The 13,947-nt window shown below is 35.8% G+C and carries 13 protein-coding genes and 1 pseudogene; 11 read left to right on the top strand and 3 right to left on the bottom strand.

Translation table 11 applies throughout. From position 1 onward, the window contains the following. The 7 genes from AC4PG0_RS01545 (at position 1) to pflA (ending at position 9,752) form a co-directional block, all read left to right on the top strand. Positions 1 to 804, top strand: a complete 804-nt coding sequence (locus AC4PG0_RS01545) for a TIGR00282 family metallophosphoesterase (protein ID WP_003762187.1) — start codon at positions 1 to 3, stop codon at positions 802 to 804. Positions 805 to 820: 16 nt separating this feature from the next. Beyond that, positions 821 to 1,183 (top strand): YlbF/YmcA family competence regulator, encoded by a 363-nt coding sequence (locus AC4PG0_RS01540; RefSeq protein ID WP_003762190.1) that lies wholly within the window; start codon positions 821 to 823, stop codon positions 1,181 to 1,183. A gap of 109 nt (positions 1,184 to 1,292) precedes the next feature. Continuing rightward, positions 1,293 to 3,875 (top strand): DNA mismatch repair protein MutS, encoded by a 2,583-nt coding sequence (gene mutS / locus AC4PG0_RS01535; protein WP_492167697.1) that lies wholly within the window; start codon positions 1,293 to 1,295, stop codon positions 3,873 to 3,875. A gap of 19 nt (positions 3,876 to 3,894) precedes the next feature. Next, positions 3,895 to 5,706, top strand: a complete 1,812-nt coding sequence (gene mutL, locus AC4PG0_RS01530; protein WP_160463857.1) for a DNA mismatch repair endonuclease MutL — start codon at positions 3,895 to 3,897, stop codon at positions 5,704 to 5,706. Positions 5,707 to 5,722: 16 nt separating this feature from the next. Further along, the gene (locus AC4PG0_RS01525; protein WP_203574082.1) at positions 5,723 to 6,271 is read left to right on the top strand and encodes a glycerol-3-phosphate responsive antiterminator; all 549 of its coding nucleotides are present in this window, start codon (positions 5,723 to 5,725) and stop codon (positions 6,269 to 6,271) included. Between the two features lie 425 nt (positions 6,272 to 6,696). Further along, the gene (gene pflB / locus AC4PG0_RS01520; RefSeq protein ID WP_010991535.1) at positions 6,697 to 8,928 is read left to right on the top strand and encodes a formate C-acetyltransferase; all 2,232 of its coding nucleotides are present in this window, start codon (positions 6,697 to 6,699) and stop codon (positions 8,926 to 8,928) included. A gap of 77 nt (positions 8,929 to 9,005) precedes the next feature. Continuing rightward, positions 9,006 to 9,752: a pyruvate formate-lyase-activating protein gene (gene pflA, locus AC4PG0_RS01515; RefSeq protein WP_003721912.1), complete on the top strand. Its 747-nt coding sequence runs from the start codon at positions 9,006 to 9,008 to the stop codon at positions 9,750 to 9,752. 34 nt (positions 9,753 to 9,786) lie between these two features. On the opposite strand, the gene AC4PG0_RS01510 is transcribed toward pflA, so the two are convergent. After that, positions 9,787 to 10,317, bottom strand: coding sequence for a PadR family transcriptional regulator (locus tag AC4PG0_RS01510; RefSeq protein WP_003762199.1), 531 nt, complete (start codon positions 10,315 to 10,317; stop codon positions 9,787 to 9,789). Positions 10,318 to 10,484: 167 nt separating this feature from the next. On the opposite strand from AC4PG0_RS01510, the gene mdrL reads away from it, so the two are divergent. From mdrL to AC4PG0_RS01490, 4 genes are all read left to right on the top strand, one after another. After that, positions 10,485 to 11,678, top strand: a complete 1,194-nt coding sequence (gene mdrL / locus AC4PG0_RS01505) for a multidrug efflux MFS transporter MdrL (RefSeq protein WP_003766846.1) — start codon at positions 10,485 to 10,487, stop codon at positions 11,676 to 11,678. A 131-nt stretch (positions 11,679 to 11,809) separates the two neighbouring features. Next, entirely contained in the window at positions 11,810 to 12,358 is a 549-nt protein-coding gene (locus AC4PG0_RS01500; RefSeq protein ID WP_033533044.1) for a DUF2975 domain-containing protein, read from the top strand. A 15-nt stretch (positions 12,359 to 12,373) separates the two neighbouring features. After that, entirely contained in the window at positions 12,374 to 12,601 is a 228-nt protein-coding gene (locus tag AC4PG0_RS01495) for a helix-turn-helix domain-containing protein (RefSeq protein WP_003730332.1), read from the top strand. Between the two features lie 39 nt (positions 12,602 to 12,640). Then, on the top strand, positions 12,641 to 13,174 hold the full coding sequence (locus AC4PG0_RS01490) for a P-loop NTPase family protein (protein ID WP_492167696.1): 534 nt from the start codon (positions 12,641 to 12,643) through the stop codon (positions 13,172 to 13,174). Positions 13,175 to 13,419: 245 nt separating this feature from the next. Here AC4PG0_RS01490 and AC4PG0_RS01485 read toward each other — a convergent pair. Continuing rightward, a pseudogene (locus AC4PG0_RS01485) lies at positions 13,420 to 13,509 on the bottom strand (dihydroorotate dehydrogenase (quinone)); the annotation flags it as partial. After that, positions 13,509 to 13,946, bottom strand: a complete 438-nt coding sequence (locus AC4PG0_RS01480; protein WP_033533043.1) for a hypothetical protein — start codon at positions 13,944 to 13,946, stop codon at positions 13,509 to 13,511. The gene AC4PG0_RS01480 and the pseudogene AC4PG0_RS01485, both read right to left, overlap by 1 nt. Position 13,947 lies beyond the last annotated feature (1 nt).

The following is a 13,947-nucleotide window of genomic DNA, read 5'->3' as shown; positions in this document are numbered from 1 at the left end:
ATGAAATTATTATTTATTGGTGACGTTGTTGGCTCAATCGGTCGCGACGCTATTACAGAATATTTACCACAATTAAAGAAAAAATATAAACCTACTGTCACAATTATAAATGGAGAAAATGCTGCAAGTGGCAGAGGAATCACAGAGAAGATTTATAAGGATTTTCTGGAGCTTGGTGCAAATGCCGTAACTTTAGGTAATCACACATGGGATAATCGCGATATTTTTGAATTTATTGATGACGCTAAATATCTCGTTCGCCCAGCAAACTTCCCAGATGATACAACACCCGGAACAGGCATGGTTTTTGTAAAAAGTAATCAACATGAAATTGCCGTTATCAACATGCAAGGCCGAACTTTCTTAGCAGATTTAGACGATCCATTCCGCAAAATGGACGCATTAATAGAAGAAGCAAAGAAACGAACAAATATAATTTTTGTCGATTTTCATGCTGAAACTACTAGCGAAAAAGAAGCAATGGGTTGGTATTTAGATGGGCGAGTTACTGCGGTAGTTGGTACTCACACACATGTACAAACTTCTGATAACCGCATTCTTCCAGAAGGTACTGCGTATTTGACCGATACAGGTATGACAGGGCCATATGACGCTATCCTTGGAATGGAAAAAGAAGCTGTTATTCGTCGTTTTAAAACAGCCTTGCCAACAAGATTTGAAGTCCCTAAAACGGGCCGAGCAGTCTTATCTGGCTGTTTAATCACTTTAGACGAAACAACCGGAAAAGCTCAAAAAATTGACCGAATTCTCATCAATGAAGACCACCCATTTTCCTTTGATTAAGAATGGAGATGTAATTGTGACAGTTTCAAAAGAAGAAATCATGAAAAAAGCAACGGAACTTCGGGATGCTTTACAACAAACAGAAGAAGTATCATTCTACCGCTTAGCTGAGGAGAGAATAAACGCTAATTCAAAAGTAGCCGCGAAAGTTTCTAAAATAAAGTTACTGCAAAAAGAAGCAGTGAACTTAGAACATTATCAAAAATTAGAAGCAATGAAACAAACCGAAAGTCAAATTGATAATGTGCGTGCGGATATTGATTCGCTCCCAATTGTGACAGAATTCAGACGCGCTCAAGAAGACGCTAACGATCTTTTACAATCCATTACAACGGAGATTACTACAAAAGTAACAACAGAGCTTGAAAAAGAAAATTAACCATTTAAAACTGCCAAACTACTGGCAGTTTTTTTCTTTTGAGGTCGCGGGAAAATGTAACTTTATGCTATAATGAAAGGATGAAAATGAAGTAAGGGATGATGAGATAATGACAGAATATACACCAATGATTAAGCAATACTTAGAAATCAAAGACAAATATCAAGATGCTTTCTTATTTTTCCGTTTAGGAGATTTTTATGAAATGTTTTTTGAGGATGCACTCAATGCTTCTCAAATTTTAGAAATTACATTGACTGGTCGCGAAGGTGGAACAAAGGAGAAAATCCCTATGTGCGGAGTTCCTTATCATTCAGCGAGCGGTTACATTGATACGTTAATTGAAAAGGGATATAAAGTAGCTATTTGTGAGCAAGTAGAAGATCCTAAAACAACGAAAGGCATGGTAAAACGAGAAGTAGTGCAGTTAATTTCACCTGGAACCGTCATGGATGAACGAGGATTAAAGGCGAAAGAAAATAACTATATTGCCTCACTTTACTGTTACGAAGGAAAGGAATACGGTTTTGCTTACTCTGATTTATCTACTGGTGAATTAAAATCAACGGTTATTGAAGCTAGCGAAGACCGCTTAATTAATGAGTTAACAACCCTTTCAACTAGAGAATTAATCGTTTCCGAATCAGAAAAAGAAGTTCTTTCTGACGTGATGAAAGAACAACTTGGTTTAACTTTTTCGGTTCATGAAGAAGATACTATCCCAGCGGAAAACGAAAAATTAGTTACGCGCCATATGTCGCTCTCAGAAAAACGAGCTATAGGTAAATTACTCCACTATTTAAAAGAAACCCAAAAGCGGGACTTAGGTCACCTGCAACAAGCGATACACTATGAAACTAGTAACTACATGAAAATGGATTACTATTCGAAACGTAATTTAGAATTAGCAGAATCCATTCGTGGTAAAGGACGCCAAGGAACGCTACTGTGGCTTTTAGATAATACACAAACAGCTATGGGCGGAAGAATGCTAAAACAATGGATTGATCGCCCGTTAATTGACCGTAAGCAAATTATTGAACGTCAAGATGATGTCAGTGAACTAATGGCTCACTTTTTTGAGCGCCTAGAATTAGTAGAAAACCTAAAAAACGTTTACGACTTAGAACGTCTTGCTGGTCGAGTTGCTTATGGAAATGTAAATGCGCGTGATTTAATTCAACTGCGCAATTCGTTATACCAAATACCTCGTATCCGAGCGACGTTATTATCAATGAATAGTAAGAGTCTAACAGCACTTGCTAATCAATTAAATCCATGTGAAGAACTAACGGAAAAACTAGAAGAAGCAATTGTTGACTCAGCACCGATTTCCATTCGCGAAGGCGGAATAATTAAAGATGGTTATAATAGTCAACTTGATACGTATCGTGATGCAAGTCGGAACGGAAAAACATGGATTGCGGAATTAGAGCGAAAAGAGCGCGAACTAACTGGAATTAAAACGATGAAGGTAGGCTTTAACCGCGTATTTGGCTACTATATTGAAGTTACCCGGGCGAACACGCATCTGCTCCCAGAAGGCCGCTATGAACGCAAGCAAACACTAGCCAATGCAGAACGTTATATTACTCCAGAACTAAAAGAAAAAGAAAAACTCATTTTAGATGCAGAAGAAAAAAGTATGGAATTAGAATATCAACTATTTACAGAAGTACGCGAAATGGTAAAAGACTACATAGAACGCCTCCAAAAATTAGCGAAGTCTGTAAGTGAAATCGATTGTTTACAAAGTTTTGCAGATATTAGTGAGAAAAACCATTTCATTCGCCCTACCTTAAGTGAAGACGGCTCACTGCACGTTAAACAAGGTCGCCATCCTGTCGTAGAAAAAGTAATGGGTGCGCAAAGTTATGTCGCTAATGATTGCGATTTAGATCAAAATAGAGAAATTTTGCTTATAACGGGCCCCAATATGTCGGGTAAAAGTACGTATATGCGTCAAGTTGCTCTAACAGCGATATGTGCTCAAGTAGGATGTTTTGTTCCCGCCGAGGAAGCAACCCTACCAATTTTTGACCAAATTTTCACTAGAATTGGGGCAGCAGACGATTTAATAGCTGGCCAAAGTACCTTTATGGTAGAAATGCTAGAAGCTAGAAACGCTATTGTCCATGCTACAAAAGATAGTTTGATTTTATTTGATGAAATCGGTCGTGGAACTGCTACTTATGATGGGATGGCGCTTGCTCAGGCAATTATCGAGTATATTCACGAAAACGTTCATGCTAAAACACTATTCTCCACTCATTACCATGAATTAACAGATCTTGAGAAAGAATTACGTGGACTGCAAAACATCCATGTGAGCGCTGTTGAAGAGAATGGAAAAGTGGTATTTCTTCATAAAATTAAAGAAGGACCAGCAGATAAAAGTTATGGTATTCATGTTGCTGAATTAGCAGAACTACCAAAATCCTTGATTGAACGAGCAAGCCGCATTTTAGAGCAGTTAGAAAGTAATGATAAAAAAATAATTATTACGCAAGATAAACAACCAGAAGAAATTCACGAAGAAGTACAACTATCAATGTTCCCGGTAGAACCAGAGAAAAAAGCATCTTCTAAAGAAACAAAACTATTAAAAGAAATTGCCGCCATGAATATTATGCAGATGACGCCAATGGATGCGATGAACAAATTATACGAACTCCAAAGTAAAATTCATTAAACAGAAAGGCGGGTTTTAAATGGCTAAACATATAGTGGAATTAACCGATGCTTTATCCAATAAAATAGCTGCCGGAGAAGTAGTAGAACGACCTGCTTCTGTCGTTAAAGAATTAGTCGAAAATGCGATTGATGCAGGGAGCACAGTAATTGATATTTTGGTGGAAGAAGCGGGATTAAATAAGATTACAATTATTGATAACGGTAGTGGTATTGAGGAAGAAGACGTTGCAACAGCCTTTTTGCGCCATGCTACGAGTAAAATTAAAAACGAAGCTGATCTATTTCGTGTTCATACTTTAGGGTTCCGCGGAGAAGCACTTCCTAGTATTGCGTCTGTATCTCATTTAACTTTAGAAACTTCTACAGGTGAAACAAAAGGAACTACTATCTCCCTTGAAGGCGGGAAAATCATTGAACAAAAAAGTGGTCACGCCCGAAAAGGAACGCAAATCGAAGTATCGCAATTGTTCTTTAATACTCCAGCAAGATTAAAATATTTAAAAAGCTTACCAACTGAACTTGGAAATATTACCGATATTTTAAATCGTCTTGCTTTAGCTCATCCAGATATTAGTTTCCGGTTTTCGCACAATGGGAAACCTTTGCTTCAAACAAATGGAAATGGCGATTTACGTCAAGTGATCGCAGCTATTTATGGCGTGTCTATCGCTAGAAAATCGATTCCAGTCAAGGCAGAGTCGCTTGATTTTAAAATTTCAGGTTATGCCGTATTGCCAGAAGTGAACCGTTCCAACCGTAATTACATTTCAACGATTATTAATGGCCGTTTTATCAAAAACTTCGCACTAGTAAAAGCGATACAAGAAGGGTACCATACACTTTTACCAATTGGTCGTTTTCCAATAATCGTGCTACAAATCGAAATGGACCCAATTATTGTAGATGTCAACGTTCATCCAGCAAAACTTGAAGTACGTTTAAGTAAAGAAAAAGAACTTGGCCAGCTCATTAGTCAGATGATTAAAGACGCATTTCATCAGTTGCAATTAATTCCAGATGGAGAAGTTTCAAAAAAACAAAAAGAACAACAAAAATCCGAACAAATTCAGATGTCATTTGAAGAAAACAGACAGCCAAAAGAACCGCCGACGCTTTTCTCAAAACCAAATATTCCTGAATACGTACCATCTGATGAAATAGTACCAAAAGAAGACGACTTTATTTTAGAAACAATGCCTACTTATAATCCGGAAACGCAGCCTGAACAAGTAGAAGAGCAAAAAGAACGTATTCCGAAAATGTATCCAATCGGACAAATGCATGCGACTTATATTTTCGCTCAAAATGAAAATGGTCTATATATTATTGATCAGCATGCCGCGCAAGAACGAATTAAATATGAATTTTATCGTGAAAAAATTGGAGAAGTAAGTCGAGAATTGCAAGAATTACTCGTGCCTATCGTGTTAGAATTCCCATCAGATGAATATGTCCGACTAGAAGAACAAAAAGCGAAACTAGAAGAAGTTGGTGTTTTTCTTGAAAACTTCGGACAAAATAGCTTTATTATTCGCGCACATCCAACCTGGTTCCCAAAAGACCAAGAAGAGGAAATGCTACGCGAAATTATCGATGAAGCCTTGTCAGCACCAAGTATAAGTATTCATAAATTAAGAGAAGATACTGCGATTATGATGAGTTGTAAAAAATCAATTAAAGCAAATCACTATTTAACTATGCAAGATATGGAAGCACTTCTTGACACACTTAGAGAAGCAAGCGATCCATTCACTTGTCCTCATGGCCGCCCAGTTATTATTCAATATTCAACTTACGAACTCGAAAAAATGTTTAAACGTGTCATGTAGAAGAGGAGGAATACAATTGGAGTTACCATTTTCTGGTCAATCAATCATCCCAGCTGCACATAATCAAAAAGACATGGAAAAGATATTAGAGCTTGATTTGACCTATATGGTGATGCTCGAGACTCATGTTGCTCAGCTTAAAGCTTTAGTAAAATACGCACAAGCTGGCGGGAAAAAAGTTTTGCTACACGCTGATTTAGTCAATGGTTTAAAAAATGATGACTATGCAATTGACTTCTTATGTAAAGAAATTCGCCCAGATGGCATTATTTCTACAAGAGGAAATGCGATTTTGAAAGCAAAACAACATAAAATGCTTGCCATTCAGCGTTTATTTATGATAGATTCTAGCGCTTATAACAAAGGAGTGGCTTTAATCCAGAAGGTCCAGCCTGATTGCATTGAACTTTTGCCCGGCATCATTCCAGAACAAGTACAAAAGATGACTCAAAAGCTTCACATTCCAGTGATTGCGGGAGGATTAATCGAAACAACACAGCAAGTGGATCAAGTAATTGCTAGTGGCGCAATTGCTGTTACCACATCGAATAAATATTTATGGTGAAAAATAGCTAAGTCGTAGTTGTAAAAACGGCTTAGCTATTTTCATGAAAAACAATGAAAACGCTACATAAACTGTAAAAGCATTGGTGCGCAATAGATTAAGCGTTTTCCAACTGTTTTATACAAATGAATGAAATTAAATCTGTACCATAACAGGAGTGGGTGTTTGAAGTGGTACAGGAAATATAAGAAATTAAAATTAAAACAAAATTAGAATAATGATAAAGTGGTTAAAACGCATTAAATTAGCGTTCTTGGCTATTTTGAAAGAAAAAGTCACATAAAATTCATAAAAAAGTTTGAAAAATATTGCACAAAACTGTAGCATTTTTTGTAGAATATGTTATGATAACAGTGTAGATTATTTATAAATTAGTTTGCTCAAAAAAGCACGCTCGAGATTGAACAATAAATGGAGGTTATATGATGACTGAACAATGGTATGAATTCGCAGGTGGTAACTGGCAACAAGAAGTAGATGTACGTGACTTTATCTTAAAAAACTATCGCTTATATGACGGTGACGACACATTCTTAGTTGGCCCAACCGAAGCAACAACAAAACTTTGGGATCAAGTAATGGACTTAACTAAACAAGAACGTGAAAACGGTGGCGTACTAGATATGGATACCAAAATCGTTTCAACCATTACTTCACATGACCCAGGTTACTTAAACAAAGACTTAGAAAAAGTTGTCGGAGTTCAAACTGACGTACCTTTCAAACGCGCTTTACAACCATTCGGTGGAATCCGTATGGCAGAAGTAGCAGCTGAATCTTATGGTTTTAAAGTAGACGAAGAAATTAGTCATATTTTTTCTGAATACCGTAAAACACATAACCAAGGTGTATTTGATGCTTATACTGCTGAAATGCGCGCAGCTCGTAAATCAGGCGTAATCACTGGTCTTCCAGATGCTTATGGCCGTGGACGTATTATTGGTGACTACCGTCGTGTTGCACTATACGGAGTTGACTTCTTAATTAAACAAAAGAAACAAGATTTAAACAATACAGGTTTACGTACAATGAGCGATGACGTTATCCGTCAACGTGAAGAACTTAACGAACAAATTCGTGCTCTTGGCGAATTAAAAGTACTAGGCGAAAAACATGGTTTCGATCTTGGTCGCCCAGCTAAAACTGCTCAAGAAGCTTTCCAATGGTTATACCTTGGTTACCTAGCTGCTATTAAAGAACAAAATGGTGCTGCAATGAGTTTAGGACGTACATCTACATTCCTTGATATTTATGTAGAACGTGACCTTCGCAATGGTCTAATTACTGAAGAAGAAGCACAAGAAATTGTTGACCACTTCATCATGAAATTACGTCTTGTAAAATTTGCTCGTACACCAGATTACAATGAATTATTCTCTGGAGATCCAACTTGGGTTACTGAATCCATCGGTGGTATTACGGAAGAAGGCGTTCCACTTGTAACGAAAAACTCATTCCGTTTCTTACACACATTGGATAACTTAGGACCAGCTCCAGAACCAAACTTAACTGTACTTTGGTCCACTCATTTACCATCAGGATTCAAGAAATTCTGTGCTAAAATGTCTATCAAAACATCTGCTATTCAATACGAAAATGACGATGTTATGCGCCCTAAATGGGGAGACGACTATGCGATCGCATGTTGTGTATCCGCAATGCGCGTTGGTAAACAAATGCAATTCTTTGGTGCTCGTGCCAACCTTGCTAAAACACTTCTTTATGCAATCAATGGTGGTGTCGATGAAAAATCTAAAGCACAAGTTGGACCTGCTTATCGTCCAGTTGAAGGCGACGTATTAGACTACAAAGAAGTAATGGAAAAATATGATGCAATGATGGAATGGATTGCAGAACTTTACCTTAATACATTAAATGTTATTCACTATATGCATGATAAATACGCTTACGAACGTATCGAAATGGCTTTACATGATACAGAAGTATTGCGTACAATGGCAACTGGTATCGCTGGACTTTCTGTTGCAGCTGACTCCTTATCTGCTATTAAATATGCTACTGTTCGTCCAATCCGTGACGAAGACGGTATCGTGGTTGATTATGAAATCGAAGGCGACTATCCTAAATACGGAAACAATGATGACCGTGTAGATGAAATCGCAGTTGAGCTTCTAAAAACATTCATGACTAAAGTTAGAAAACATAAAACTTACCGTGATGCAGTTCACACAACTTCTGTTCTTACAATCACTTCTAACGTGGTTTATGGTAAGAAAACTGGTAACACACCAGACGGACGTCGTGCTGGCGAACCATTTGCACCAGGTGCGAACCCAATGCATGGCCGTGATACTAAAGGTGCTTTAGCTTCTCTATCTTCCGTAGCTAAACTTCCTTACGAATATGGCCAAGATGGTATTTCTAACACATTCTCTATCGTACCAAAAGCTTTAGGTCGCGAAGATGAATCGCAAATCAATAACTTAGTTGCTATGCTTGATGGTTATTCCACAAAAATGGGACATCACTTAAACATCAACGTATTCAATCGTGATACATTACTTGATGCGATGGATCATCCAGAAGAATATCCTCAGCTAACTATCCGTGTTTCTGGATATGCAGTTAACTTCATCAAATTAACTCGTGAACAACAATTAGATGTTATTCACCGTACAATGCACGAATCTATGTAATATTAAGGCGAGAACGCTTCGACAAGGATTGCTCACCAGTAGCAATCCTTGTTATTTAGGAAAGGAAGAGGAGAATTATGACAGAGGTTTTAGGAAGAGTTCATTCAGTAGAAACAATGGGAACAGTGGACGGTCCAGGTATACGTTTTATTGTTTTTATGCAGGGGTGTTTACTTCGTTGCCAATTTTGTCATAATCCCGATACTTGGAAAATTGGTACAGGCACAGAACGTTCGGCTCAAGATGTATTTGACGAAGCGATTAAGTATAAAGAGTTTTGGGATGCATCAGGTGGTGGCGTTACAGTTAGTGGCGGTGAACCATTACTTCAAGTAGATTTCCTAATCGAGTTTTTCACGCTATGTAAAGCAGCAGGAGTGCATACAACTATCGACTCTTGTGGTGGCTGTTTCACTCGTGATCCTGAGTTTATCGAGAAATTGGATCGTTTGATGGAAGTAACAGATTTAATTTTACTTGATATTAAACAAATCAATCCAGAAAAACATTTAAAACTAACTACGAAATCTAACGCACCAATTATCGATTTTGCTCACTATTTACGCGATAAAGAGCAACCAATTTGGATTAGACACGTGCTAATTCCAACTAAAACAGACGACCCAGAAGATTTAACAAAGCTACACGAATTTATTCAAACTCTTCCAAATGTAAAACAAGTGGATGTGCTTCCATACCATACGATGGGTGTTTATAAGTGGAAAGAAATGGGCATTCGTTATCCGTTAGAAGGAATCGAGGCGCCAGAAGAAGAAGTGGTAGCACTTGCCAATAAAATCTTAGAAACTAGTAGTTATAAATAGTGAAAACCGGCGAATACTATGTTCGCCGGTTTTTTTATAGTATTTTATACATTTCCTCACACCATTTTAATTCGGTTTGAATCAAATCTAATCGCCTTGCATAGACTTGATAAGACATGTTTTTTAGCTTGTCTTGTTTGGTTTTTAAATCAAATAATTTAGCGAAATGGTCGAGCGTTTCTTCAATTAGACCTAACTGTTCTTTTAAGTAGGTTTCTCGTTCTTGAATAAGTCCTTTTGTCCGAGTGTTATTTAACCAATCTAGTTGAACTTTTGTGGTGAATTCATCTCTTGTGACAGGGATTTTAAGTGGAGTTTCTGACCATTCAAGTAGGGAATCTAAGCCAGATTGTGTAATAGTGTAGACCTTTTTATCGGGCTTTTTATTCTGTGAATGTTTATGAACTACTAAAAAACCTGCCTTTTCTAACTTAGATAATGAAGGGTAGATTTGACTGTGATGCGTATTTTGCAAGATTCTAAGTCGATTTGCTAGCTCGTAGCCACTAGATGCTTCACGAGCAATCATTTGTAATAAAGTATATTCTAATACATTGGGTATCATAAAGTAGCACCTCTAAATTTCTATTTAACCTTATTGTAAGCGATAAACATCAATAAGTAAAATGGTTAGATATGTAATAAATTATATATGTAAATATTGACATTGGTATTTATCAAGCGTAATATAATAGTTGAGTTTTATTTTGGAAAGGGAAGTGTAGTTGTATTATGATGACAGACAAGGAAATGAACACGGGGAAATGGATAACTGCAGCAGCTAGTTTGCTTGCTTTTATGGGGATTGGGGTTGTGGATCCACTTTTACCTTCTATTGCAGAAAGTATTGGCGCATCCCATTCACAAGTAGAAATGTTATTCACTGCTTATATTTTTACAATGGCGATTATGATGATTCCAATTGGTATTGTCGCAGGTAAATTGGGTGACAAAAAATTAATCGTTATCGGACTATTTATCGTAACTATTTTTGCATTATTATGTGGTTTATCAGATACAATTGGCGCTTTATCCATTTTTCGTGCTGGCTGGGGCTTTGGTAATTCAATGTTCATGGCTACAGCGATGACAATGTTGATTGCTTTATCAGAAACACCAGGACATGCGATTGGGATTTATGAAGCTTCTATGGGCCTTGGGATGGCATTTGGACCTTTATTAGGAGGTATTTTAGGAAATGTTTCGTGGCGCTATCCTTTTTTTGCTACTGCTTGCTTAATTTTTATTGCTTTTTTACTGATTTTGTTCAAAGTAAAAGAACCGAAAAAAGTTGTTCAAGCGCCTACTGAAAAAAATGAAGTGGCTATCAAGCAGATGTTACATTTGTTTAAATACCGCCCATTTTTACAAATTGCTTTTAGTGGTATGTTTTACTATTATTGCTTCTTCACAATTTTAGCTTATTCACCACTCGTTCTAGGTTTATCAGCAATTCAAATCGGTTTTGTATTTTTTGCTTGGGGACTATGTTTAGCGCTTGGTTCTGCAAAAGTTTCTCATGCATTAGAATTTCGTTTTAATAGTAAACAAATATTAAAGGGATCGTTACTTGCGTGTGCTGTTATTTTAGCATTACTAGGATTTATTGATAATACAGCCATTGATATTGGTTTAATAGTTATTTCAGGCTTAATATTAGGTATAAACAACGCCTTGTTTACAACAACTGTCATGGAGCACTCGCCATATGCAAGAAGCGTCACTAGTGGGGCATATAACTTTGTACGTTGGCTAGGGGCAGCATTTGCGCCACTTTGTTCCGGCTTACTCAGTGAAGCATTTGGTATGAAAATGCCATTTATAGTAGCCAGTGTCATTTGTTTAGCTGGTATGGGACTTCTCTTTATTAAACTAAAACCGGCACATTTCGCACTTCAACAATCTACTTCAATAAAAAGTGAATAAAAACGACAGGCTGAGCAATTTTGTTCAGTCTTTTTTATGCTAATAATTAATTATTTAATGTTTATCGTTAAAAGTGTATTGACATTCTATCTCTCTGTTATGTATAATCAAGAAAAAAGGGGGAGATTTACATGAAACTAAAACGATTGCAAAAAATGAGTTATTTTCTACATATTGCACTTAAAATTTTATCGATTAGTTCTGTCATAATGGCTATAATTGCCGTTTTAATGAAGCTTTTTAGTAGCAAAAATGTTATGATAAATAAACTAGAATCTGATACTATATTTTATTTTCAAACGGAACTTTTTGTTGGGGAGAATAATCTGTCATATGTTGAAAGGGAGGAATGGATTTTAGTTGGTGTTGCCGTTTTTTCTAGTATGATACTTGTCTATTTATTATGGACAGCAAGTATGATTTTTAAAGATTTAGCTGCTAATTTTACGCCTTTTAATGATATTACTGTTAGTAGATTACGTAGAATCGCTGTCTTAATGCTTATTTATGCACTAGTACCGCAAATTGTTTATTCTATTTTACATACCGTATTTATACCTGGTTATAGCATTAATTTTGGACTAAATATGTCATTTTTCTTTGCACTTATTTTTTATTGTTTAACAGAAATATTTCGTTATGGCGCATCTTTGCAAAAAGAATCCGACGAAACTTTATGATTGGAGCGAAAAACAATGGCAATTGTATTGAGGCTGGATCGAATAATGGCCGACCGTAAAATATCGTTAAACCAGCTGTCCCAAGAAGTTGGTGTAGCAAATGTAAACTTATCCAAAATAAAAACTGGTAAAGTAAGCGCCATTCGATTTTCTACTCTAAACGAAATATGTAGAGTCTTAAACTGCCAACCAGGTGATATTTTGGAGTATGTAGCGGATGATTCTCTTGAAACCGAACTTTAAATGCGTTAGATTAGCCATACTTAGATAAGGAGTGTTTAAATGAACAAACAAAATGAATTGCAATCTGTATTATCTAACAAGAAAAAAGTGTTAATAATTGGTCCTAACGGTGCTGGTAAGTCAACTTTTGCTGCAAAACTTGGAAAATGTTATGATTTTGAAGTCTGTCATTTAGATAAGCTTTTTTGGTTGGAGAATTGGAATGCAGTTGAAAAAGCGGATTTCGAGGATAAAGTGAACGGAATTCTGCGTTCTAAAAAAAAGTATATTATAGATGGTGATTATTTCTTTAATTTGGAGAAAAGACTCGAACATGCAGATTTAGTTATTTGGATAAAAATTCCATTGTTTCTGTGTGTAGCAAATATAGTTAAAAGAAGATTTAAATACATGACAAATGCGCGACCAGATGTAACTGAAGGCTGTGACGAAAAATTAAATTTATCATTTTTACTGTATGCTTTAAAGTATAATAAACGTTCTGGAAAACAAACGAAAGAATTATTGGATAATGTGTATGATAAAGAGCTGTTTGTAATTGATAGTTATAAGAAATTGAAGAGTTATTGCTGATAAATAGCCAATGAATGCTTGGGATAAGTGTTTATTGGTTGTTTGCGATAATATGTATTACTTCCTATAATATATATTATGTAAACTATAAAATTTAATATTTAATCAAGAGAGAACTATTGCCCTCTCTCGATTATTAGCTTTAGAAAACTCAGTAACTATTGTTTATTTAATCATTAATGTTTAATAAAATTTCTTGTTTTCAGATAAGTCATAGAGTACCTTTTATTATTATTCATATTCAATATTTCTATACCTGTTTTTTCACCATTTATATAAGTATAAAAGTCAATTTTTGGATATCCTTCGAAACCTGTATAATAATTTTTTAACATCAAGTTAATTCCGCTTTAATTGCAATTAATTCTGTATCATTAACATAAAAAGTAAGTTTTTCAGAAATAATTTCTTTATCGTATTTATACATATTACTGAAATATAGTATAAAATAATCACCATGGTTAAAAACTCTTACTTTTGGAATAAAAAGTTTGTTCTCAACAATATCAGTATCAATCATTGGAAATCCATTTTGTACTACAGTATTTTTTTCTTCCCATAAGGTGATTAAATTATCTATTTGCGCAGGGAAAATGCACTCTATCTCCCCGATTACCCCTTCATCATTCAACCACATCATAACGTTACTTCCTAATCTGTAGGTGTAGAAATCGTCATTCATTTTTTCAGTTACAATATCAAAATTTTTAATTTCATCTATAAAAGAAACTTCACTTTTTATTGTTTGTGGTAATATTTTTTTTATTTTCAAA

It is taken from the genome of Listeria sp. MAN/IMW/UF464, assembly GCF_058683955.1.
This window is presented reverse-complemented; position numbering and strand designations above follow the sequence as displayed.

What these genes read in the sequence shown, in the direction of transcription:
- mdrL (WP_003766846.1), top strand. Translation starts at nt 10,485, where the DNA reads ATGATGACAGACAAGGAAATGAACACGGGGAAATGGATAACTGCAGCA.
- AC4PG0_RS01500 (WP_033533044.1), top strand. Translation starts at nt 11,810, where the DNA reads ATGAAACTAAAACGATTGCAAAAAATGAGTTATTTTCTACATATTGCA.
- AC4PG0_RS01495 (WP_003730332.1), top strand. Translation starts at nt 12,374, where the DNA reads ATGGCAATTGTATTGAGGCTGGATCGAATAATGGCCGACCGTAAAATA.
- pflA (WP_003721912.1), top strand. Translation starts at nt 9,006, where the DNA reads ATGACAGAGGTTTTAGGAAGAGTTCATTCAGTAGAAACAATGGGAACA.
- mutS (WP_492167697.1), top strand. Translation starts at nt 1,293, where the DNA reads ATGACAGAATATACACCAATGATTAAGCAATACTTAGAAATCAAAGAC.
- mutL (WP_160463857.1), top strand. Translation starts at nt 3,895, where the DNA reads ATGGCTAAACATATAGTGGAATTAACCGATGCTTTATCCAATAAAATA.
- AC4PG0_RS01545 (WP_003762187.1), top strand. Translation starts at nt 1, where the DNA reads ATGAAATTATTATTTATTGGTGACGTTGTTGGCTCAATCGGTCGCGAC.
- AC4PG0_RS01510 (WP_003762199.1), bottom strand. Translation starts at nt 10,317, where the DNA reads ATGATACCCAATGTATTAGAATATACTTTATTACAAATGATTGCTCGT.
- AC4PG0_RS01490 (WP_492167696.1), top strand. Translation starts at nt 12,641, where the DNA reads ATGAACAAACAAAATGAATTGCAATCTGTATTATCTAACAAGAAAAAA.
- pflB (WP_010991535.1), top strand. Translation starts at nt 6,697, where the DNA reads ATGACTGAACAATGGTATGAATTCGCAGGTGGTAACTGGCAACAAGAA.